This is a genomic window from Aquabacterium sp. UBA2148, assembly GCF_002328915.1.
Lineage (GTDB): Bacteria > Pseudomonadota > Gammaproteobacteria > Burkholderiales > Burkholderiaceae_C > Aquabacterium > Aquabacterium parvum.
Genome location: NZ_DCXA01000299.1, coordinates 1 through 22,365 on the forward strand (window position 1 = coordinate 1; position 22,365 = coordinate 22,365).

Sequence of the window (22,365 nt, forward strand, 5' to 3'; positions counted from 1 at the left end):
AAACGCCGGTGGAGGTGATGGCGCCGTTGAGCGAGACCGGGTCGGTGGCGTCGGCCTCGACCAGGATCTGCGCCGGCAGGCCGCGCATCAGGTTGCGCGTGAAGTCCGGCGGGATCTCGACGACCACCGAGGTCTGCGCCTTGCGCAGCATCTCGCTGGCCTGGTCCGACGTCAGCTGGCGCGGGTCGATTTCGAGGTAGACCGACTGCTGCAGCGCCGCCTTGTACAGCCGCGAGAACTCGCTCTTGTCGTGATCGACCACCACCGTCGGGATGTGGCGCGGGTCGGGGTTGATCGCGTAGCCGAAGACGATCACGTAGCCGATGGTGACCGACAGCAGCGACACGAAGGTCATGCGGTCGCGCACCATGTGGATCAGCTCCTTGGTGGCGATGGCGGCGATGCGGTTGAAAGCCTGTAACACCTGGGGCACCTCAGAACTGCGTGATGGAACCCTGCTGCTGCAGGGTCAGGTAGAAAAAGACGTCTTCCAGGCCCACGTCGATGTCGACGGGCGTGCCCGCGTGCAGGCCATGCTGGGCCAGGTCGTGCACCCAAGAGCCCACGTCCTCGTGCGAGCGGGCCACCACGCGGATGCTGTTGCCCTGCTGCGAGAGCCGCACGATGCGCGGGTCGTGCGCCAGGTGCGGGTGGCGGAACACCTCCTGCAGCGGCACCTGCGCGGCCACCAGGGGCGCGTCGGCCAGCACCCGCTCGGGCGCGTCGTCCACCAGCAAGCGGCCATACAGCACGTAGGCGATGCGGTTCGAGCGCATGGCCTCGTCCATGTAGTGCGTGCTCACCAGCACCGACACGCCGGTCGAAGCGATGTCCTGCAGGATGTCCCAGAAGGCTTCGCGGGCCTTCGGGTCGACACCTGCGGTGGGCTCGTCGAGCAGCAGGATGCGGGGGCGGTGCGCCATCGCGCAGGCCAGGGCTAGGCGCTGCTTCCAGCCGCCCGACATGGTGCCCACGCGTTGGCGGTCGCGGCCTTCGTTGTCGAAGGCGAACTGCTTGACCAGCTCGGTGACCCGCCCGGCCACGTCCTTGATGCCGTAGAGCTTGCAGACGAACTGCAGGTTCTCGCGCACCGTCAGGTCGCGGTAGAGGCTGAAGTGCTGGGTCATGTAGCCCAGCAGAGGCTTGATCTTGGGTGCCTGCGTGGCGATGTCGAAGCCCAGGCAGGTGCCGCGCCCGGAGGTCAGCGGCACCAGGCCGCACATCATGCGGATGGCGGTGGTCTTGCCCGAGCCGTTGGGGCCGAGGAAACCGTAGAGCTGGCCTTCCTCGATGGTCATGTTGAGCTGGTCGACGACCGTCTTGTCGCCAAAGGTCTTGGTGAGGTCGCGCACCTCGATGATGGACTGGGCCACGTCGCGTCCTTCGCTTGCGTTCAGGAGGCTTTCGCGGCCACGCCGGCCACCTTCACGCCCACGGGGGTGCCGGGGGGCGCGGTGCAGCTGGCCGGGGTTTCCAGGCGCGCTTCGGTCAGGAAGCTCAGGCGGTCGCGCAGCTCCTGGCTGAACATCATCGGCTGGGTGTACTCGGGGCGGGCGCTCACGCGCGTGACGCGGGCGGTGGCGGGCTTGTCGCAGCCCGAGATCTCGACCGCGACCTGGTTGCCAGGCAGGAACTTCGGGCGCAGGTCATTGGGCACGAAAAAGCGCACGCGCAGCGAGCCGGTGTGCAGGATGGTCATCGTGGTGCTGCCGGCGGTGGCGAACTCGCCCTGGCGCACGTACAGCTCCTGGATCACGCCAGCCACCGGGGCCGTCACCTGCTTTTGCTGCAGCAGCCATTCGACCTGGGCCACGCCGGCTTCGGCCGCCACCGTCTGGGCTTGCGCTGCGGCCTGCTCGTCGGTGCGTGCGCCTTCCTTGGCCACGCGCAGTGCTGCGCGGGCGTCTTCGACCTGGGCCTCGGCCAGCTGCACGTTGGTGCGGTCGTTGTCCACCTGCGTTTCGCTCACGAAGTTCTTCTTGAGCAGCGATTCGCTCTTTTTCAAGTTGCTTTCGGCTTGTGCCAGCTGCGTCTTGGCGTAACGCAGCTTGGCGCGCAGGCTTTCGAGCTCGGCCTGGCGCGCGCCCTTGCTCAGGTTCTTGCTTTGCGCCTCGGCCTGCTGCTGGCGGGCCTGGGCTTCGGCCAGGCGGGCCTGCTCTTGCTGCGACTCCAGCGTGTAGAGCATGTCGCCCGGTTTGACGACCTGGCCCTCCTTGACGCCGAGCTGGGCCATGGTGCCCGAAACGGGGGACGCCACCGAGGTGGTGTCGGCCTCGATGTAGCCAGGCAGTTGCAGCTCGGCCTCGCCGTCGAAGCAGCCGCTCAAACCCAGGGCGAGCAGCGAGGCCGTCAGCGCGCTCAGGCGCACGCGGCGTTGGATGGGGGGCGACGGCAACTTCATGTCGAAACTTTCATGTCACTCAGGTTCATCGCCGGGGGCTCAAAGGCGGCCCAGCTCCACGTACAGGGGGCGGTTGTCGATGCCGGGGCGCGGATCGTCACCATAGCTCAGCCAGAAGTGGCTGGAGATGAGTTTTTGACGCTTGTAGCCACGGGGCACATCCACCAGCGGGTCGCCATGGGTCACGGCGGTGGCCAGAGCGTCGTACTTCTGGCCTTCATGGGCCATCACCCAGTCGATCAGGGCCTGGTAGATGGCCTTGTCGTCACCTGCGATCAGCACGTTATAGAGCGTCAGGTAGTTCAGCACGCCGCCCACCGGCGGCAGCTTGAAGCCACCGGCCAGGCTCACGTACAGGTTGTAGATCGGGCGCAGCACCTGGATGGCGGGCTTGAAGCCCATGATGCGGGTCTGCTTGTAGGCCTTCTGGTTCCAGCCAGCCAGCATGCCGATGATCTCGCTGCCTTTGAGCGCCAACACGTAGTCGCTCACCTTCAGGCCTGTGTAGTACGGATCGCCCTTGGCCATCTTCTCGAAGTCGTAGAGCGGGTAGCCGTTGCGGCGCGGCGCTTCGCGGTCGAAGAAGGCCTGCATGGCGGGCAGGTCGGCACTGGTGGCCGCGCGCAGCGTCACGCCAGCGGGGATGCGCGGCTTGACCTTGCGCACGAAGATGAAGCTGGTCTCGATCGTGTGGCTCACCCAGTAGCGAAACAGCACGTCGTCCTTGACACGCGAAGCGGCTTCGAGCGGCGCGGTGTTGTCCTTCATCACGATGCCGTGCATCAGGTCATCGGTGTTGCGGAACTTCTTTTGCTCGGCGAACAAAGACGATGCGATGCCGCGGCGGCGGTAGAACGGGTCCACGCGCGTGTCGCCCGAGTAATACAAGCGGCGCTTCTTGCCGCTGATGTACATGTCGTGGCCCGAGATCACCGTCAGGCCCGCCAGCACGTCGGGGCGCTCGTCGTCATCGGCCACGGTCATGATGAACTCGTCGCCGACCACGCGCGAGCCGATGAAGAAGTCCGGCTGGCGCTGGAAGCACATCTCGGCCGGGCCGGGCATGGTGATCTTCGAGACCAGGTCGTGGATCTTGGGGTTGTCGGCTTCGGTGCCGATGCGGATGGTGATGGCCATGGTGCTGCTTGGTTTCTTGAGAGGTCTTCAGGCGTCCAGCGAATCGCGCAGCATCGCGGGCACCGAGCCACGCCAGTGGCGCAGGGGCTCGATCTTGATGTTGCCTTCGATCATGCCGCGCTCGCGGCACTGGTCCATGTAGACCTGGCGCATGTGGGGCAGGGCCACGCAGGCGGCGTGCTGCAGTTGGCCCAACTCGCGCGCCAGCTTGTAGTGGAAGTTGGCCTGAAGGGCTTTTTCCACCTGCGCGGCCAGGTCGCTTTGGATGGCCTGGCGAGCCTGGCTGGACACGCCTTCGTCGCACTCGACCAGCAGCACGTAGCCCGGTGTGCGACCGCGTGCCTCGTCCAGGGCCAGCAGCGTCACCGGCAGCGCACCCGACAACGCCAGGCCGTCCTGCACCGCTTGCGCCGTGGTGGCGCTGGTCTTCTCTCCCACCAGGTCAACGCCGTCGTTGCGCCCCAGAAAGGTCAGGCAGGGCACCTGGCCCAGGCTGCCTTCGACGCGCAGCACGTCGCTCATCTGGTAGCGCGCGAAGCCGCTGCCCGTCGTCATCACGGGGATGACCTCCTGGCCTTCGCGCAACTGCCAGGCGGCCAGCGTTTGCCCATCGTTGGCGTCGATGAACTCGTAGAAGTGGCTCAGGTAGGACAGCGGGTAGCGCCCCTGGAAGGGGAAGGTCACCACGCCCTCGGTGGCCCACAGGCCCTTGCCCTGGAAGTTCGCGTGCGGCAGGAAGCCATGCAGCTTGCGCGCCCAGGGCGTGGCAGCGGCCGTGTCCCAGGCGCTGACCACGGCCAGGCTCGGCCACAGCGCCTTGAAGAAAGCCGGGTCCATGCGACCGTCCCAGCCGCGCAGCAGGCTGGCGGCGCGCTGGGAGCGAGGGCATGGCACGCCTGCCATCGACGCGGTGCGCCGGCCCCAGTTGCCTTGCGCCAGCACCTGCGACAGCTCCTCGCGCCAGTGCGACATCTGCTCCAGCAACCCCAGCCCGAAGGTCGGGCTCCACACCGAGATGAAGCCCAGCGCGTCGTCGGCGGCCAGGTAGGCGATGGTGGCGAACAACGAGTCGTCAGACGACTGCGCCAGCGCGATCTCCTGCGGCGCGGCTTGCGTCAGGTAGGCCAGCAGGCGCTTGCCGAACGACAGCATCTTCATGTCGTCGTTGATGTCGCCGGCGGTCTGGCTGCGCATCTCGGTCGGGATCCACGACAGCGACCAGTAGTGCGTGCCGCGCCCCTGCTGCGGGAACTGGCGGTACAGGTCGCCCACCCAGGCCGTGATGACCTGGTCGAGCTCGTCGAGGAACATCTTCGTGTACGGGACCCACTTGACCGCCGAGGTCGAGCCGCTGGTCGGCTGGTAGCGCATCACCGGCGAGTCGATCAGCAGCGACTGCTTGCGCGCCCGCTGCTGCGCGATCACTTCGGCGTGATCCTGGTAGGTGCTCAGCGGCAACTGGCGCGAGAACTCCTCCCACGACCAGTCCGCGCGGATGCCACGGCGCTGGCCCTCGGGCGAGCGCGACACGGCGGACAACCAACGACTCAGCCGGGCGCGCTGGACCGATTCCAGTTCACCGAGGTGCCGTTCGAAGCGCTGGCGCCCCGGGGCGACCAGCAGGCGGAGGAGGTGGTGTCCGAGGGTGGTGCCGGCCCCCATCAGGAGGCCTTGGAACGCCCGAGGGCGTCCTGGGCGTCCTGGCCATTGCCGTCATCCCATGCCGACTCGCGGCGACTGGTCGTGGGCTTGACGTCCAGCTCCTGGCCGGGGCGGTTGTGCGTGCCCAGGATGTGCTTCTTGACCCACTTCCAGGGCACGTCCACGATCGAGCGGAACAGGCTCTCGTAATCGCAGGCGGCCAGGCAGGGCACCTCGTGGCCCTGGCGCCAGCCCGGGTTGACCTTCTCGAAGAAGGCGATGTGCTTGTTGGCGGCCTTCAGCTCTGGCGTGATGCCAGCCACGTCACCCTTGAGGCGCACGTAGTCGTTACCGAAGTCCAGCACCATCTTCTCGCGATCGAAGGCCTCCGGGAACAGGGCGTCGCAATACGCTTCGGTGATGCGGCGATAGCGATCGTCCATGCCCGGGCGATTGCCGCCGACCTTGGGGTAGTAGTTGTAGAAGTTGTTCGTCATCAAGAGGTACGTCTTGTAGCCCTTGGAGATGAGGAACCAGTAGAACGGCACGAAGGGGCGCTTGATGCGCTCGATGACCAGGCGTCGGTAGAAGGTGTTGGCCAGCGCGTTGTTGCCCCAGTACGCCGGCTCGATGATGGTGTCGCCGCTGAAGATGCCGCGCAGGCGCTTGCCATCGACCTTGATGTCGAAGAAGGTCTGGGTGGAAAAGCCCACCACCTTGTCGTCGGCCTTGCGGGTGACCAGGATCACGCCCGACTTCTTGCTCAGGTCGTTGAGGAAGATGTCGAGCGAGGTGTTTTCGTAGAACGACGAATACAGCTCGTACATCTGCTTGATGTGCGTGACCGTGATCGCCTGGATCGGGCGAAAGAAGGTGCTGACTTTTTCTTTCCTGGCCGTGGTGGACATGCTGAGGCTCCATCGAAGCGCGTGGCTTCTGCGATCGAACGCCGGGCCGGTGGGCTGGGCGTCGACTTTGACTGCTGTTTTGTAACGCGTTCGTTACGCGTTGACGTTGAGGTCAGGATGCGCTTCACCCTTTTGGGCGCACACCGGGCTTGCCCTCGGTGAGCACTTATATGGGGGGTGTGTAATGCCTTCGATTAGTAAGAAGGGGTAGGGGGGTGTCCTCAGGGTTTAGGAGAGGAGGGGGCAAAAGGCGTGCGTTTCGGGGTGTGTGGGCGACTCGCTGTTTGAAATGCGCGATCGGCGTCCGTTCGGTGGCCTGGCTCGGCAGCCCGAGGACCCCCCGTTTGCGCCGAACTGCACAAGGGGGGCTTGGTCTGTCTCTCAGTCCTGCGTATAATCTTTAGGTTTTGCCGACGCCGTGGTGGCGTTTGAATCCGGTGATGTCAATGAGTGGTTCCCACACGCAGCCGTCTGGTGGCTCAGCACAGAGCGCCAAACAGGCGGAGGCGAGGGGCGCTTCATTCGAAGACAGTGACCTGGACGAGGACGCCCTGCCGCCGGTCAGCCCGCTGACGCGAGAAGAGGCGCAAGCCCTGCTCGCAAAGCAGCCCTCCTTTTCTGTCTGGCAGGCATTGGCCTCGCAGGCGGTGGTCGGGTTGCTTGTCGCGCTGACCTGGGGGGCGCTGGCCGCAAGTCAGGCTGCCTTTCTGTCCGCGTTGTACGGCGCGGTGGTGGTGGTCGTGCCGAATGCGCTGATGGCGCGCGGCGTCTTCGGTCGGCGAGCGGGGCGCAGTGTCGGGGGTCTTCTTGTGTGGGAGATCCTCAAGCTGTGTCTGTCCGGGGCCTTGCTGGTCCTGGCGCCGGTGGTGCTGCGCCCGATCGACTGGGCGGCGCTGCTGGTCACCATGGTGTTGTGCTTGAAATCGATTGCCGTGGCGCTGTTCATCCAACAGCGTCGCACCAAGAATAGAAACGTTTGACGAGAGTCGCCCATGTCTGCTGAAGCACATGCCCTGACCGCGCCCGAGTACATCGGGCATCACCTGCGTCACCTGCAGAACAAGCCCGAAGCCCAGGCCATCGTGGACTGGAGCTACATCAACATCGACTCGGTTTTCTGGTCGGTGGTGATGGGCCTGCTGGGCGTGTTCCTGCTCTGGAAGGCCGCTCGCAAGGCCACCTCCGGTGTGCCGGGGCGCTTTCAGGCGGCTGTCGAAATGCTCGTCGAGTTGGTCGACACGCAGGCCAAGGGCATCATCCCCAGCGCCGAGTCGCGCAAGGCCGTGGCCCCTGTGGCCCTGACGGTCTTCGTCTGGATCTTCTTCATGAACGCGATGGACCTGCTGCCCGTCGACCTGCTTCCCCGCATCTGGGAAGGCGTCTACGCTGCCGCTGGCCACGACCCCCATCACGCCTACATGCGCGTGGTGCCCACCGCCGACCTGTCCATCACCCTGGGCATGTCGATCAGCGTGCTCCTGATCTGCCTGTACTACAACATGAAGGTCAAGGGTGTGGGCGGCTGGATCAAGGAGCTCTTCACGGCTCCCTTCCATGCGCACAGCCCTGTCGGCACCATCCTGCTGCTGATCCCCAACTTCTTCCTGAACCTGGTCGAGTTCGGCGCCAAGACGATCTCGCACGGCATGCGGCTGTGGGGCAACATGTACGCTGGCGAGCTGGTGTTCATGCTGATTGCCCTGCTCGGCGCGGCTGTCGGCACGACGCTGACTGCTGGTGGCGCTGGTCTGTGGTTCCTTGGCGTGCTCGCCGGTTCCGCCTGGGCCATCTTCCACATCCTGATCATCGCGCTGCAGGCCTTCATCTTCATGATGCTGACCCTGGTGTACATCGGTCAGGCACACGAAGGTCACTGACCTTCTCTCTCCCTGTTTCTTTCCCCTTCCTTCTTTCAACCTCCCTTTTTTATTCTTAGGAGCAATCATGGAACTGGTGTTGGCTAACGTCGCTCTGGCTTGTGGTCTGATCATCGCCCTGGGCGCCATCGGTGCCTGTATCGGTATCGCCCTGATGGGTGGCAAGTATTTCGAAGCCACCGCTCGTCAGCCCGAGCTGATGAACGAACTGCAAACCAAGATGTTCCTGCTGGCTGGTCTGATCGACGCCGCCTTCCTGATCGGTGTCGGTATCGCCATGCTGTTCGCTTTCGCGAACCCCTTCATCGCCGCCCTGGCCAAGTAATCGGTCTTTCTCGACTGAACATCCCCTTTAACCGAGAAAGGTCCGAGCCGTGAATCTGAACGCAACGCTGTTCGCGCAGATCGTGGTCTTCGGGATCCTCTGGTGGTTCACGATGAAGTTCGTGTGGCCGCCGATCACGAAGGCGCTCGACGAGCGCGCAAGCAAGATCGCCGATGGTCTGGCTGCCGCCGACAAGGCCAAGCTGGAACTGGCGAACGCCAACAAGAGCGTCCAGGCTCAGCTCGCCCAATCCCGCGACGAAATCGCTCAACGACTGGCTGACGCTGAAAAGCGCGCTGCCGTGATCGTTGAGGAGGCCAAGAAGCGCGCTTCCGACGAAGCCGCCAAGATCGTTGCTGATGCCAAGGCAGAAGCAGATCAACTGGCCACCCAGGCCCGTGAGACCCTGCGTGAGCAGGTCGCCGGTCTGGCCGTCAAGGGTGCCGAGCAGATCCTTCGCCGCGAGGTCTCTGCCCAGGTCCATGCCGACCTGCTGAGCCGCCTGAAGTCGGAGCTGTGATCATGGCCGAGCTTGCCACCATCGCCCGTCCTTACGCCGAAGCGCTGTTCAAGGCCACTCCCCAGGCTGAGCAATCCGCCTGGGTGGCGCAAGTCGCTGCCCTGGGGCAAGTCGCTCGCGACGCCCAGGTGCAAGGCCTTGCCGACAACCCCCGTGCCACGCAAGACCAGGTCTATGGCGTGATCACGGAGGCTGCCAAGGTGGCGCTTGCGCCGGTCGTGGCCAATTTCCTGCGTACCGTTCTGGAAAACGGTCGTCTGGCGGCGCTGCCGCTGATGGCCGAGCAGTTCCAAGCCCTCGTGCAAGCCCGTCAGGGTGTGTCCGAAGCCCGCATCACCAGCGCCTTCGCGGTGTCCGACGAACAAGTCGCCGACATCCTGGTGCCGCTGGAAAAGCGCTTTGGTCGCAAGCTGACAGCCACGGTCGACATCGACCCTGAGCTGATCGGTGGCGTGCGAGTGGTGGTCGGCGACGAGGTGCTCGACACCTCCGTCAAGGCCCGCCTGGAACGCATGAAGTCGGCCCTCCTGGCTTGAATCGGAGCCCGGCCTCAACCTAGAACAGTCGCCCTACCCCCGGTGGCCGCGTGCCACCGGATGTTGTCAACGAGGTTTGCCTTCGAGCAGCCCTTGACCAGACTGGGAGCAAAGCAATGCAACTGAATCCCGCAGAAATTTCCGAACTGATCAAGAGCCGCATCGAGGGTCTCGGCGCGGCTGCCGACATTCGCAACCAAGGCACCGTGATCTCCGTGACCGACGGCATCGTCCGCGTCCACGGCCTGTCCGATGCCATGCAAGGCGAAATGCTGGAGTTCCCCGCGGACGCCTCAGGCGTTCCCACCTACGGTCTGGCCCTGAACCTGGAGCGTGACTCCGTCGGTGCCGTGATCCTGGGTGCTTACGAGCACATCTCCGAAGGCGACATCGTCAAGACGACCGGTCGCATCCTGGAAGTGCCCGTGGGCCCCGAACTGGTCGGCCGCGTGGTCAACGCCCTGGGTCAGCCCATCGACGGCAAGGGCCCGATCAACGCCAAGCTGTCTTCTCCCATCGAGAAGATCGCCCCCGGTGTGATCGCCCGTGAATCCGTCTCGCAGCCCCTGCAGACCGGCATCAAGTCCATCGACTCGATGGTGCCCGTCGGCCGTGGCCAGCGCGAGCTGATCATCGGTGACCGCCAGACTGGCAAGACCGCTGTCGCCATCGACGCGATCATCAACCAGAAGGGCCAGGGCGTCACCTGCATCTACGTCGCCATCGGTCAGAAGGCTTCGTCGATCAAGAACGTCGTGCGCGCTCTGGAACAAGCCGGCGCCATGGAGTACACCATCGTCGTCGCCGCTTCGGCCTCTGACTCGGCTGCCATGCAGTTCGTGTCGGCCTACTCCGGCTGCGCCATGGGCGAGTACTTCCGCGACCGCGGCCAGGACGCCCTGATCGTGTACGACGACCTGTCCAAGCAGGCCGTTGCTTACCGTCAAGTGTCGCTGCTGCTGCGCCGTCCTCCCGGACGCGAAGCCTTCCCTGGCGACGTGTTCTACATCCACTCGCGCCTGCTGGAACGTGCAGCCCGTGTGAACGCCGACTACGTCGAAGCCTTCACCAAGGGTGAAGTCAAGGGCAAGACCGGTTCGCTGACCGCGCTGCCGATCATCGAAACCCAGGCCGGTGACGTGTCCGCTTTCGTTCCGACCAACGTGATCTCGATCACCGACGGTCAGATCTTCCTGGAAACCAACCTGTTCAACGCTGGCATCCGCCCCGCCATCAACGCCGGTATCTCGGTGTCGCGCGTCGGTGGTGCAGCCCAGACCAAGGTGATCAAGGGCCTGTCCGGCGGTATCCGTACCGACCTGGCGCAGTACCGTGAACTGGCTGCCTTTGCGCAGTTCGCCTCGGACCTGGACGCAGCCACCCGCAAGCAACTCGACCGCGGTGCCCGCGTGACCGAGCTGCTCAAGCAGGCTCAGTACCAGCCGCTGTCGATCTCCCTGATGGGCGCGACCCTGTTCGCCGTCAACAAGGGCTACATGGACGACGTCGAAGTCAAGAAGATCCTGGCCTTCGAAGCTGGTCTGCACCAGTTCCTCAAGACCAGCCACAGCGCGCTGCTGGCCAAGATCGAACAGACCAAGGCCCTGGACAAGGACGCTGAAGCTGAACTGCAATCGGCCGTCGTCGCGTTCAAGAAGACCTTCGCCTAAAGGAGCGCACCATGGCCGTAGGCAAGGAAATTCGCAACAAGATCAAGAGCGTCGAGAACACCAAGAAGATCACCAAGGCCATGGAAATGGTCGCGGCTTCGAAGATGCGCAAGGCGCAAGATCGCATGCTTGCGGCTCGTCCCTACGCTGACAAGGTGCGCAACATCACGGCGAACCTGGCAAAGGCCAATCCCGAGTATGTCCACCCCTTCATGCTGCCCAGCCCGGGCGGCAAGAAGGTGGGCTTCATCGTGGTGAGCACGGACAAAGGTCTGTGCGGTGGCTTGAACACGAACGTGCTGCGTGCCGTGACCAACCAGCTCAAAGAGCTGGAAGGCCAGGGCCTCAAGGCCGACGTAGTCTCCATCGGCAACAAGGCCACGGGCTTTTTCAACCGCATTGGCGCCAACGTGGTCGCCAGCGTGGTCGGCATGGGCGACACGCCCCACCTGGAAAAGCTCATCGGCCCCGTCAAGGTGCTGCTCGATGCCTACACGGCAGGCGAGCTCAGCGCTGTCTACCTGTGCTTCACGCGCTTCATCAACACGATGAAGCAGGAGCCCCTGGTCGAACAGCTGCTGCCCTTGAAGGCCAGTGAATTCGCCGGCGAAACGACTCATGCTTGGGAATACATCTATGAGCCGGACGCCAAGGTCGTCATCGACGACCTGATGGTGCGTTACGTCGAAGCGCTGGTTTACCAGGCTGTGGCAGAGAACATGGCTTCGGAGCAGTCGGCTCGCATGGTGGCCATGAAGGCCGCCACCGACAACGCCGGCAACGTGATCAAGGAACTGAAGCTGGTCTACAACAAGACCCGTCAGGCCGCCATCACGACCGAACTGTCCGAGATCGTCGCCGGTGCGGCAGCGGTCTGATCCGAAGATTTTGAATTGATTGAAGGAACGAAAAATGGCTGACACGCAAACAGTGGGCAAGATCGTTCAGTGCATTGGCGCCGTGGTGGACGTGGAGTTCCCGCGTGACCAGATGCCCAAGGTGTACGACGCCCTGAAGATGGACGGCTCCACGCTGACCCTCGAAGTGCAACAGCAGCTCGGTGACGGCATCGTCCGCACCATCGCGCTGGGCTCTTCCGACGGCCTGCGCCGCGGCATGCAAGTGACCAACACCCACGCCCAGATCACCGTGCCCGTCGGCCCGGCCACCCTGGGTCGCATCATGGACGTGCTCGGCGCGCCCATCGACGAACGTGGCCCGGTCGACCAGGCTCAAACCGCACCCATCCACCGCAAGGCCCCTGCGTACGACGAACTGTCGCCGTCGCAAGAGCTGCTGGAAACCGGCATCAAGGTGATCGACCTGATCTCGCCTTTCGCCAAGGGCGGCAAGGTGGGTCTGTTCGGTGGCGCCGGTGTGGGCAAGACCGTGAACATGATGGAGCTCATCAACAACATCGCGAAGGGCCACGGCGGTCTGTCGGTGTTCGCTGGCGTGGGTGAGCGCACCCGCGAAGGCAATGACTTCTATCACGAGATGGCCGACTCCGGCGTTGTGAACCTCGAGAACCTGGGCGCCTCCAAAGTTGCCATGGTTTACGGTCAGATGAACGAGCCGCCGGGCAACCGCCTGCGCGTGGCCCTGACCGGCCTGACCATCGCCGAGTCGTTCCGCGACGAAGGCAAGGACGTGCTGTTCTTCGTGGACAACATCTACCGCTACACCCTGGCCGGCACCGAAGTGTCCGCTCTGCTGGGTCGCATGCCTTCCGCCGTGGGTTACCAGCCCACCCTGGCCGAAGAAATGGGCCGCCTGCAAGAGCGCATCACCTCGACCAAGGTTGGCTCGATCACCTCGATCCAGGCCGTGTACGTCCCTGCGGACGACCTGACCGACCCGTCGCCTGCCACGACCTTCGCCCACTTGGACTCCACCGTGGTGCTGTCGCGTGACATCGCTTCGCTGGGCATCTACCCCGCCGTGGACCCGCTGGACTCGACCTCGCGTCAGCTGGACCCGAACGTGGTCGGTGAAGAGCACTACTCTGTGGCCCGCGCCGTGCAAAACACGCTGCAGCGCTACAAGGAACTGCGCGACATCATCGCCATCCTGGGCATGGACGAACTGGCTCCGGAAGACAAGCAACTGGTGGCCCGCGCTCGCAAGATCCAGCGCTTCCTGTCGCAGCCTTTCCACGTGGCCGAAGTGTTCACCGGCTCGCCCGGCAAGTACGTTCCCCTGAAGGAAACCATCCGTGGTTTCAAGATGATCGTGAACGGCGAGTGCGACAGCCTGCCCGAGCAAGCCTTCTACATGGTTGGCACCATCGACGAGGCCTTCGAGAAGGCCAAGGCCATCAACTAAGCGGCACGCGCGGCGGCCGGCCCATGCCGGTCGCTGTGTGGTCGCTCTTGACGAAAGAGCACCATGTCCACCATCCACGTCGACGTGGTTTCTGCAGAAGAGTCGATCTTCTCCGGTGAAGCCACCCTGGTGTCCCTGCCAGGTGAAGTGGGCGAGCTCGGCATCCTGCCGCGCCACACCCCGCTGATCACCCGCATCAAGCCGGGCGCCGTGCGCATCCAGCGCGCCGACAACAACGAAGAAGAGTTCGTCTTCGTCGCTGGCGGCATCCTGGAAGTGCAGCCGCACTGCGTGACCGTTCTGGCCGACACCGCCATCCGCGGCAAGGACCTGGACGAAGCCAAGGCCAACGAAGCCAAGCGCCTGGCCGAAGAAGCCGTTCAGAACGCCAAGGGCGATCTGGACCTGGCCAAGGCTCAGAACGAGCTGGTCGAGCTGGTGGCCCAGCTGGCCGCCATCCGCCGCCTGCGCAAGAAGTGATCGCGGCCCGCCGCTGAATCGCTCCCACACAGAAAACCCGCTGCCTGCGCAGCGGGTTTTTTCTTTTGGGGCGCAGGTGCCAGCTGGGGTTTGCCCGATCACGAATTCAGGTGGAGTTGGGTCACCGGCCAGGGCCGAATTGACCGAGGCGACAAAAGTTCTCTTAAATTGGCCGAGCCTGCCTTGGTGCGCCACAGCGCGCCATGCTCGGCTCACACCAAAATCATTTCACCGGAGGGATCCATGAGCCGCACCACGCTCCTGTTTGCAAGCACGGCGTTCGCTTTCCTGGCTGGCGCTGCCAACGCCGCGCCCGATCAACTCGTCATCGAACGCGGGATGGATCACACCGTCTACGCCGCTGGCATGGGCTGGAGCGACCTGGCGGGCACTGCCACCTATGTCGCGTCTACCAATGTCGTCACGGCGGTGAACGTGATTTCGGTGGTGGGCAGTCCGCATCCCGCGAGCTTGCAAGCGGTTTCTCCCGCCGTGTTGGAGGCCCCCATTCGGATCCAGGCGTCTGGCAGGGGCGTGTACGCGAGCCTGGCTGCGGTCGCACCATTGACCCAGTTGAGCGTCACGCCTCATGGCGATGCGCTGACCGTGCAGAGCCTGCAAACAGCGGGCGGTTTTCAGGTCACGACCACCAAGAACGGTGCCACCAAGGGCGCTGGCTCGTTGGGCATCAGTGACCTCAAAGTCGATCTGCAGACGAAAACCATCTATGCGGACATCGTCGGTGCAAACGGTGTGGGGACGCTGAACGATCATGCGCTGTGGACCTATGACAGTGTCTCCGGCCCCGTCACGTTCAAGCCAGGGTTTGACAAGCCTTTCGACGAGACCCTGTCGCCACCAGCGCTCACGTTCTCCGGCCTTTTCCTGGCCAAGGCGTCAGACATCGACGATATCTTTGTCGTGGCCCTCAATCTCAACAACATCGGGCGAGTGACCTTCACAGCGGCGAACAATCGCAGTGCCACCAACCCCATCGGCTTTGGCTCGATCACCATCAGCGCCGTGCCTGAGCCAGCCGCTTGCGCCTTGATGGTTGCGGGCATGGCTGCTTTGTTGGCGTTTGGTCGACGTGGCGCCAAGCGTTGCCCCACTGCTCGGAATCGGTGAGCGAGGGTTGCCCCGCCCCCTGAAGTGAGGTGCGCGCGGGGGAACGCGCCCGGATGTCAGCGTTTTGAGGGAAGCCCCCATGGTGAACCCTTTGCCTCCGCAGCCGCTCCCTTTTAGAGTAGTGCCGACGGGTCACCCCCGAAATAGCGCTCGCTTGGAGCGCCCCATGCACCGCAGAGGAGACACCCATGACATTCAACAAGAACCTGATTGCCGCCACCGCTTTGATGACGTTGGCTGGCCTGGCCCAAGCCGTCACCGAAACCGGCACCCTCGCCAAGGGCGAGGTGATGCTCAGCAACGGCTACGAGTTCAGCGAGCTGTCTGGCAGCGGCACTTTGAGTTTCTCCAAGTTGCTCGTCACCGCCCTGAACCTGGCTTCCGTCGGGATGCAGGCGGTGCCTGACGCGGTGCTGCAAATTTCCACCTCGACCAATTCGTCGGGTGCGGTCAAGTACGTCACCGCCTCTGCTGCCGCGCCAGTCACGGCCTTGACCAGCAGCTTCGATGGCGTCACCGCGTCCATCATCGGCGTGGGCACCCATGGTGGCTCGCTCCAGACCACGGTCAAGAACAACGCCACCAACGGTGCGGGCTCGCTGAGCATCAGCGACCTGCGCGTTGACCTGGCCACCAAGACCATCTACGCCGACATCGACGGTGGCAACGGCGTCGGTTTCAAGGACAACTACGCCCTGTGGACCTACGACACGCTCACCGGCCCCACCGTCTTTGACGTCTCGGACGTTGGGCAAATCCCCGTGACCAAGTCGTCGACCAACACGCTGTCGGGCCTGTTCCTGGTGAACGCCTCCGACATCGACAACATCTTCGTCAAGGCTTTGAACCTCAACAACACGGGTCGCTCCGGCATCAACGCGGTGAACAACCGCACCGCCACCAACATCGCAGGTTTTGGTTCGATCACGTCCTCCATTGCCGTGACCGTTGTCGCCGTCCCGGAGCCCAGCACCTACGCTTTGATGGGCGTTGGCCTGGTGGGCCTGGCGTTGTTCGGCCGCCGTCGCGCTGCTCGCTGATCTCGCTGCTTGGATGGGCGCGCGGCCTGGCCGCTTGGCGCCGACCAAGGGCCGCTCACATCTGTGAGCGGCTTTTTCTTTTTGCGCCACGCATTCAGGGGGCGGGATAGGCCTGCTTTTTTTCAAGGGGATGCTTTTCTAAAGTGGGCGTTGCCAGATCGGGACCGATGCGCTTGTTCCTGGCTGGTTCAACACCAATCAACCCAACTCAGTGGAGCCTCCCCATGAAATTCAATCCCAACCTGATCGCGGCCAGCGCCCTTGCGTTGTTCGCAGGCATGGCCCAAGCCGCCGAAGTCGTCACCTTGACCAAGGAATCTCCGGTGCTGGCCAACGGCTACGTTTTTGACAGCCTGGAGGGCAGTGGCACCCTGAGCTTCTCCAGGCTGCTGGTCACCGCCTTGAACCTGGCTTCTGTCGGCATGCAGGCTGTGCCCGACGCCACCCTGCAGATCTCGACCTCGACCAATGCTTCGGGTGCTGTGAAGTATGTGAGTGCAAGCGCCGCAGCACCGGTCACCGCCCTGACCCTTTCTGTCGAAGACAGCACGGTGACGGTGCAACGTGTGGTCACCCAGGGTGGCTCTTTGCAGACCACGGTCAAGAACGCGGCCACCAATGGCAGCGGCTCGCTGAGCATCAGTGACCTGCAGGTCGACCTGACCACCAAGACCATTTACGCCGACATCGTGGGGGCCAATGGCGTGGGCACCTTGAACGACTACGCTTTGTGGACGTACGACACCATCTCCGGGCCCACCACCTTTGAACTTGATCCGGCTGCCGGCCCATGGGGGGTTGCGCTGTCGGCCTCCAACACCCTCTCGGGGCTGTTCCTGGTCAATGCCACAGACATCGACAACATCTTCGTCAAGGCCTTGAACCTGAACAACACCGGGCGCTCGGGCATCAATGCCGTGAACAACCGCACCGCCACCAACACCGCTGGTTTCGGGTCCATCAACTCGGTGATCGCGGTCAGCTCGGTGCCCGAGCCCAGCACCTACGCCCTGATGGGCGTGGGCCTGGTGGGCCTGGCGCTGTTCGGCCGTCGCCGCACTGCGAACTGATCGCCTTGCGCGCAGGGGGCTTGGCCCCCTGTTTGCGGTGTGGCACCTCATCAGGCCACACGAGCGCACTCGGCATGCCATAAGCTCAGATTCGGTCGCGTGTCATCCGCGATCAGCGCGACCGCCATGGTCGCTGTTTCATTCATCCAAGGGAGAACTCGATGCCATTTCACAAAGGCCTGATTGCGGCCGCAGCCTTCACCATGTTCGCTGGTGCCGCGCAAGCCGCACCCGAAGTCATCACGCTGGAAAAGGGTGAATACCTGGCCAGCAACGAGATTGGCTTGACCGACCTGTCGGGCAGCGCGACCTGGGGCTTCTCCAAGAACCTGGTCTCTGTCTTGAACGTGATCAAGTCGGGGCTGCAGGCTGTGCCCGACGCGACGCTGCAGGCACCAACCGCCACCTACGGATCTGTTGGCTCTGTCAGGTATGTCAGCGTCAGCGCCACGGCCCCTGTCACGGCCCTGACCGGCAGCTTTGATGGCTCAAGCTTCACGCTGCAAGGCGTGCAAACCTCTGGTGGCCACCAGCAGGTCACCATCAGGAACGGGGCCACCCGCGGCGCGGGCTCCTTGAGCATCAGCGATCTGAAGATCAACCTGGCCACCAAGACCATCCACGCCGACATCGTGGGTGACCATGGTGTTGGCTTCCTGGACGACCACGCGCTGTGGAAGTACGACACCGTCTCGGGCCCCACCACGATCGACCTCGGCTTCACGGGTGAGCCCACGGCTTTGTCGTTCACCAACACCTTCTCGGGCTTGTTCCTGGTCAACGAGATGGACATCGACAACATCCTGGTCAAGGCGCTGAACTTGAACAACGTGGGTCGTGCGGCGTTCTTGTCCGTGAACAGGCGCTCCAGCACCAACACAGCTGGCTTTGGCTCGATCAACCTGACAACGTCGGTCACGGCGGTGCCGGAGCCCAGCACCTACGCCCTGATCGGTGTCGGCCTGGTCGGGTTGGCGCTGTTCGGGCGTCGTCGCTCCAGCCGTCAACCGGCTGCTGAGCTCGCCGGCGGGTGTGCAGCGGCGTGGGCCGCTGTCCAAATGCCGGTAACCAACTCAAAGGGGAAGTCATGAAACACCAACAAGCATGGGTGGCTGCGGCGGCGGCTTTGTTGCTCACCTGTGAAGCGCATGCCGCTGTGTACCCACCTGGCGAGTACGCCACACTGGAAGCGGGGTCACAGTTTGCGCTCAACGGTCTGGCGTATTCGGACCTGAGCGGAGCCGGCACGCTGGCGTTTTCAGTGCAGTGGCTGCGGGCGTTGAACGGGGCGTCTGTCGGCCTGCAGGCCTTGCCGCCAGCGTTGTTGCAAACGTCGGCTTCGTCCGACGCAGCAGCCAGCCTCGGCTACCAAAGCGCAACCGTTTCCGTGCCGATTCAATCTTGGTCTGCGGCCTACCGGCCAGGTTCCGGGGTTTTCGGGACCGATGAGACAGCGTTGGGCACGACCTTCAGCGGCGGCTTCATGTTGACCTCCGCAGGAAGTGGAGCGACCGGGGGCTCGGGCGAGTTGCGCATCAGTGACTTGCGCGTGGACCACATCAATCGAGTCATCCATGCCGACATCGAGGGCGCCAACGGCGTCGGCTTCCTCAACGACCATCCCTTGTGGACGTACGAGAGCGTGATCGGTGACACCCAGCGCGAGTGGCCGGATCTGGATTTCCTGGATGGCGCGCAGGTTCGTCAATGGGACCTCAGCCTCTCCGGCCTTTTTTTGGTCAACCAGGCGGATGTCGGCAACATTTTTGCCAAGGCGCTCAACCTGAACGATGGCCAGCGTCTTGCCCTCCAGGCGCTGAACGACCCCAACACCAACGGCTTTGGCTCGCTGTCCTACTCCGCCGAGATGGTCGTCACGGTGATTCCGGAGCCCGGCACGTGGGCCTTGATGGGGGCAGGGTTGGTGTGCCTGGCCGCGCTGCGCCGTCGCGAGACGGCTTGAGCAAGCGGCTGTCTCTGTCGCGCACCCTGACCGGGGTGCTGCGCCCCCCACCCCCCTCGAACGCAGGCCCCTGATGCCTGCGCCGTGGCGGGACGGGTCAATGCAGGCATCATCCCACCATGTGCAAAGCGGCGCCTGGGCGTCGCCAGCACGCACACCAACGAGCGCCGAGGTGGCGCAGGGGAGGGCCGGCATGCGCGTTGCCGCGGACACCACATCCACGCCAGATCCGTCGGTGCCCGGTCGGCATGGCGCCGACCGCGACCGCGCACGCGCGCTGGCCGCGCGCCTGAAGCTCACCATCGACGGCGACCCAGAGCCTTCTGAGCAAGATTGGCAAGCCCTGGGCCAGGCCCTCAACCGAGGCGACCCGCTGGCCGATGCCGTCATCGCCTGGATGCGCGAGGTCGGGCGCCCCACAGCCTGGCCCCTGATGGAGCGCGGTCTGAGCGGCGGCCCTGCTGCCGTGCCCGAACACGCTGCGCCCCTGCGCGCCTTCCTGGCGCAAGGCTGGCAGATGCCGGCCTGGGTCAACTGGGCGCGGGTCAAGCGAGGCGCCCAGGTCATGCAGGGCACCGGCGAGCACGGACTGATGGTGTTGCGCGACGCGGGCCTGATGGCGGGCTACCAGGCTGGCGCCATCAACCAGACCTTGCTCAAGACCGGTGCGCTCGAGCGCGGCGCCCACAAGCGCATCGCCGAAACCACCACCTGGTGGCTGGCCTGCACCGAAGACGATGGCCTGCAGCCCGGCCAGCCCGGTCACCGCATGACCTTGCACGTGCGCCTGATGCATGCCCTGGTGCGCGATCAGCTCTCGCGCTCGCCCGAGTGGGATGCCGATTGGCTGGGCCTGCCCATCAACCAGGTGGACATGCAGGCCACCTACCTGGCCTTCAGCGCCGTGCACCTGCTGGGCTTGCGCCTCACAGGCATGCTGTTCGCTCAGGAAGACGCCGACGCCGTCATGCACCTGTGGCGCGTGATGGGCTGGCTGGTGGGCGTTGAGGACGGCTTGATGTGCGACGACGAGGCCTCCGGTCGCGTGCTCATGTACCGCAACCTCGTGACCCAGGCGCCACCTGACGAAAGCAGCACCTTGCTGGGCCGAGCCCTGATGAACGAGCCCCTGCAGCGCAATTACCCGTTTGCAGGCGCCTTGCGCGGGCGCGTCGATCGCGAACGGCACCTGAGCCTGGTGAGCTGGTTCCTTGGCCCGGAAGGCCTGCGCAACCTGGGGCTGCCCAAACGCCAACCCTGGTACCCGCTGATGCTGATCGCGCCGACCGTGGTGGGCAGCGTGGCTTTGCGCACCCTGCCCTGGATGGAGGGACCGTGGCGCGCGATCGCCAGGCGCCAGCAGCTGCTCTATCAGCAGGACCTGGTCGGACGCGAGCCCCAGGCGCCATGGAGTCCGAAGGCGGACGCGCAGGGTAGGGCAGGGGCTTCGCATGCGCATGGCGATGGCGTGCGCGACCAGGGTGCGCATCCGCCTGGCCAGCGCAACGGCTAGACTCTCAGGCTCTGCCTGCGCGACCCGCCCCTTGTGGTCGCCACCGCCATTCGGAACCTGCCCATGCCCACCGCGCGCGCCGCCAAGAAATCTCCCGCAGCCAAGCCTGTCGCCGCGAAGCCGGCCGCCACCGCTGCCAAGTCGAAGACCCAGCCAGTGAAGGCCGCGCCTGGCAAAGCTGGCAAGCCCAAGCCGCTGACGATCCAGGACTACCTGCAAAAGACCCTCACCAGCCGCGTCTACGACGTGGCCATCGAGAGCCCGCTGGACGAGGCCCGCAGCCTGTCTCGCCGCCTCGGTCACCACGTGTTCTTCAAGCGCGAAGACAAGCAGCCGGTCTTCAGCTTCAAGCTGCGCGGCGCCTACAACAAGATGGCCCAGCTCAGCCGTGCACAGCTCGAGCGCGGCGTGATCTGCGCCTCGGCTGGCAACCACGCGCAGGGCGTGGCCATGGGCGCGCGGCGCCTGGGCTGTCAGGCCACCATCGTCATGCCGGTGACCACGCCGCAGGTCAAGATCGACGCGGTGCGGCACTTCGGTGGCGACAACGTCCAGATCGTGCTGCACGGCGAGAGTTACTCCGACGCGGCGCTGCATGCCAAGGAGCTCGAGCGCAAGCGCGGCCTGACCTTTGTTCACCCCTTCGACGATCCCGATGTGATTGCGGGCCAGGGCACCGTGGCCATGGAGATCCTGCGCCAGCACGCCGGCCCGATCGATGCGGTGTTCGTGGCCATCGGCGGTGGCGGCCTGATCAGTGGCGTGGCCGCCTACATCAAGGCCGTTCGCCCCGAGATCAAGGTCATCGGCGTGCAGATGAACGACTCCGACGCCATGCTGCGCTCGGTCAAGGCCAAGGGCCGTGTCACGCTCAGCGACGTCGGCCTGTTCTCCGACGGCACGGCGGTCAAGCTGGTGGGCGAGGAAACCCTGCGCCTGACCTCGCTGCTGGTCGACGACATCGTCACGGTCAACACCGATGCGGTTTGTGCGGCCATCAAGGACATCTACCAGGACACGCGCTCCATCGTCGAGCCGGCCGGTGCCCTGGGCGTGGCCGCGCTCAAGCAGTACGCCGAGCGACACGGCGGTCAGGGCAAGACCTACATCGCCATCAACTGCGGCGCCAACATGAACTTCGACCGGCTGCGCTTCGTGGCCGAGCGCGCCGACGTGGGCGAAGAGCGCGAGGCCCTGCTGGCCGTCAGCATCCCCGAGGAGCGAGGCTCCTTCAAGCGCTTTTGCGAGACCATCGGGCCGCGCAGCGTCACCGAGTTCAACTACCGCATCTCGCACGAGAAAGAAGCGCACGTGTTCGTGGGCCTGACCACGAAGGAAAAGGGCGAGTCCAAGCAGATCGCCAAGGCCTTCAAGGCGCAAGGCTTTCGCACGGTGGACCTCACGCACGACGAGCTGGCCAAGACCCACATCCGCCACATGGTGGGCGGGCGCTCGGCGCTGGCCGAGGGTGAGCGGCTCTTCAGCTTCATCTTCCCGGAGCGCCCGGGCGCGCTGATGACTTTCTTGAGCAGCTTGCCTCCGGGCTGGAACATCAGCCTGTTCCACTACCGCAACCAGGGCGCCGATTACGGTCGCATCCTGATCGGCTTGCAGGTGCCCAAAGACGAGGTGCCGCGCATCCCCAAGGTGCTGGACAAGCTGGGCTACGTTTACGTCGACGAAACCCGCAACCCGGTCTACCGGCTGTTCCTGCGCTGAGCCGGTTGGGGGCTGCGCATCACCAAATGAAACAGGCCGCTCAGTTTGTGAGCGGCCTGTTGGTTTTCGGGGTGGACGCTCGGGCGTCTGGGGGGGGGGGGCTCAGTCGGGG

At 64.5% G+C, this 22,365-nt stretch carries 22 protein-coding genes; 16 read left to right on the top strand and 6 right to left on the bottom strand.

The window, feature by feature from the left end; translation table 11 throughout:
• From B2W70_RS16500 to B2W70_RS16525, 6 genes are all read right to left on the bottom strand, one after another.
• Nucleotides 1–433 (bottom strand): ABC transporter permease (locus B2W70_RS16500; RefSeq protein WP_349677468.1); only part of this gene is annotated, 433 nt, incomplete at its 3' end.
• Nucleotide 434: 1 nt separating this feature from the next.
• Complete coding sequence (locus B2W70_RS16505) at nt 435–1,373, bottom strand: ABC transporter ATP-binding protein (protein WP_286747330.1); 939 nt, start codon at nt 1,371–1,373, stop codon at nt 435–437.
• Nucleotides 1,374–1,393: 20 nt separating this feature from the next.
• Nucleotides 1,394–2,401, bottom strand: a complete 1,008-nt coding sequence (locus B2W70_RS16510; protein ID WP_286747332.1) for an HlyD family secretion protein — start codon at nt 2,399–2,401, stop codon at nt 1,394–1,396.
• Between the two features lie 39 nt (nt 2,402–2,440).
• Nucleotides 2,441–3,538 carry a hypothetical protein gene (locus tag B2W70_RS16515; protein ID WP_286747334.1) on the bottom strand — a complete coding sequence of 366 codons (1,098 nt, stop codon included), beginning with the start codon at nt 3,536–3,538 and terminating at the stop codon, nt 2,441–2,443.
• 27 nt (nt 3,539–3,565) lie between these two features.
• Nucleotides 3,566–5,200, bottom strand: coding sequence for a GH3 family domain-containing protein (locus tag B2W70_RS16520; protein WP_286747336.1), 1,635 nt, complete (start codon nt 5,198–5,200; stop codon nt 3,566–3,568).
• Complete coding sequence (locus tag B2W70_RS16525; protein WP_286747338.1) at nt 5,200–6,087, bottom strand: hypothetical protein; 888 nt, start codon at nt 6,085–6,087, stop codon at nt 5,200–5,202. Before B2W70_RS16525 ends, B2W70_RS16520 begins: the two co-directional genes overlap by 1 nt.
• 407 nt (nt 6,088–6,494) lie before the next feature.
• On the opposite strand from B2W70_RS16525, the gene B2W70_RS16530 reads away from it, so the two are divergent.
• The 16 genes from B2W70_RS16530 (at nt 6,495) to ilvA (ending at nt 22,253) form a co-directional block, all read left to right on the top strand.
• Nucleotides 6,495–7,067, top strand: coding sequence for an ATP synthase subunit I (locus tag B2W70_RS16530; RefSeq protein ID WP_286747340.1), 573 nt, complete (start codon nt 6,495–6,497; stop codon nt 7,065–7,067).
• 12 nt (nt 7,068–7,079) lie between these two features.
• A complete protein-coding gene (atpB, locus tag B2W70_RS16535) occupies nt 7,080–7,964 on the top strand; it encodes a F0F1 ATP synthase subunit A (protein ID WP_286747342.1) in 885 nt (294 codons plus the stop codon).
• A gap of 67 nt (nt 7,965–8,031) precedes the next feature.
• Complete coding sequence (atpE, locus tag B2W70_RS16540; protein ID WP_058088930.1) at nt 8,032–8,289, top strand: F0F1 ATP synthase subunit C; 258 nt, start codon at nt 8,032–8,034, stop codon at nt 8,287–8,289.
• Nucleotides 8,290–8,338: 49 nt separating this feature from the next.
• Nucleotides 8,339–8,809, top strand: a complete 471-nt coding sequence (locus B2W70_RS16545; RefSeq protein WP_058088931.1) for a F0F1 ATP synthase subunit B — start codon at nt 8,339–8,341, stop codon at nt 8,807–8,809.
• A gap of 2 nt (nt 8,810–8,811) precedes the next feature.
• A complete protein-coding gene (locus B2W70_RS16550) occupies nt 8,812–9,345 on the top strand; it encodes a F0F1 ATP synthase subunit delta (RefSeq protein WP_137839578.1) in 534 nt (177 codons plus the stop codon).
• 116 nt (nt 9,346–9,461) lie between these two features.
• Entirely contained in the window at nt 9,462–11,015 is a 1,554-nt protein-coding gene (atpA, locus tag B2W70_RS16555; protein ID WP_137839579.1) for a F0F1 ATP synthase subunit alpha, read from the top strand.
• Nucleotides 11,016–11,026: 11 nt separating this feature from the next.
• A complete protein-coding gene (gene atpG, locus B2W70_RS16560) occupies nt 11,027–11,893 on the top strand; it encodes a F0F1 ATP synthase subunit gamma (protein ID WP_286747345.1) in 867 nt (288 codons plus the stop codon).
• A 34-nt stretch (nt 11,894–11,927) separates the two neighbouring features.
• Entirely contained in the window at nt 11,928–13,340 is a 1,413-nt protein-coding gene (gene atpD, locus B2W70_RS16565) for a F0F1 ATP synthase subunit beta (RefSeq protein WP_286747347.1), read from the top strand.
• A 63-nt stretch (nt 13,341–13,403) separates the two neighbouring features.
• Nucleotides 13,404–13,820, top strand: coding sequence for a F0F1 ATP synthase subunit epsilon (locus tag B2W70_RS16570; protein WP_058088936.1), 417 nt, complete (start codon nt 13,404–13,406; stop codon nt 13,818–13,820).
• Nucleotides 13,821–14,063: 243 nt separating this feature from the next.
• Entirely contained in the window at nt 14,064–14,948 is an 885-nt protein-coding gene (locus tag B2W70_RS16575; RefSeq protein WP_286747351.1) for a hypothetical protein, read from the top strand.
• Nucleotides 14,949–15,136: 188 nt separating this feature from the next.
• On the top strand, nt 15,137–15,988 hold the full coding sequence (locus tag B2W70_RS16580; RefSeq protein ID WP_286747353.1) for a PEP-CTERM sorting domain-containing protein: 852 nt from the start codon (nt 15,137–15,139) through the stop codon (nt 15,986–15,988).
• A gap of 224 nt (nt 15,989–16,212) precedes the next feature.
• Nucleotides 16,213–17,058, top strand: coding sequence for a PEP-CTERM sorting domain-containing protein (locus B2W70_RS16585; protein WP_286747354.1), 846 nt, complete (start codon nt 16,213–16,215; stop codon nt 17,056–17,058).
• A 161-nt stretch (nt 17,059–17,219) separates the two neighbouring features.
• Nucleotides 17,220–18,149, top strand: coding sequence for a PEP-CTERM sorting domain-containing protein (locus tag B2W70_RS16590; RefSeq protein WP_286747355.1), 930 nt, complete (start codon nt 17,220–17,222; stop codon nt 18,147–18,149).
• Between the two features lie 17 nt (nt 18,150–18,166).
• Nucleotides 18,167–19,021, top strand: a complete 855-nt coding sequence (locus B2W70_RS16595; protein ID WP_286747356.1) for a PEP-CTERM sorting domain-containing protein — start codon at nt 18,167–18,169, stop codon at nt 19,019–19,021.
• A 193-nt stretch (nt 19,022–19,214) separates the two neighbouring features.
• Nucleotides 19,215–20,534: an oxygenase MpaB family protein gene (locus B2W70_RS16600; RefSeq protein WP_286747358.1), complete on the top strand. Its 1,320-nt coding sequence runs from the start codon at nt 19,215–19,217 to the stop codon at nt 20,532–20,534.
• A gap of 63 nt (nt 20,535–20,597) precedes the next feature.
• Nucleotides 20,598–22,253, top strand: a complete 1,656-nt coding sequence (ilvA, locus tag B2W70_RS16605) for a threonine ammonia-lyase, biosynthetic (protein WP_286747360.1) — start codon at nt 20,598–20,600, stop codon at nt 22,251–22,253.
• Nucleotides 22,254–22,365: the final 112 nt, after the last annotated feature.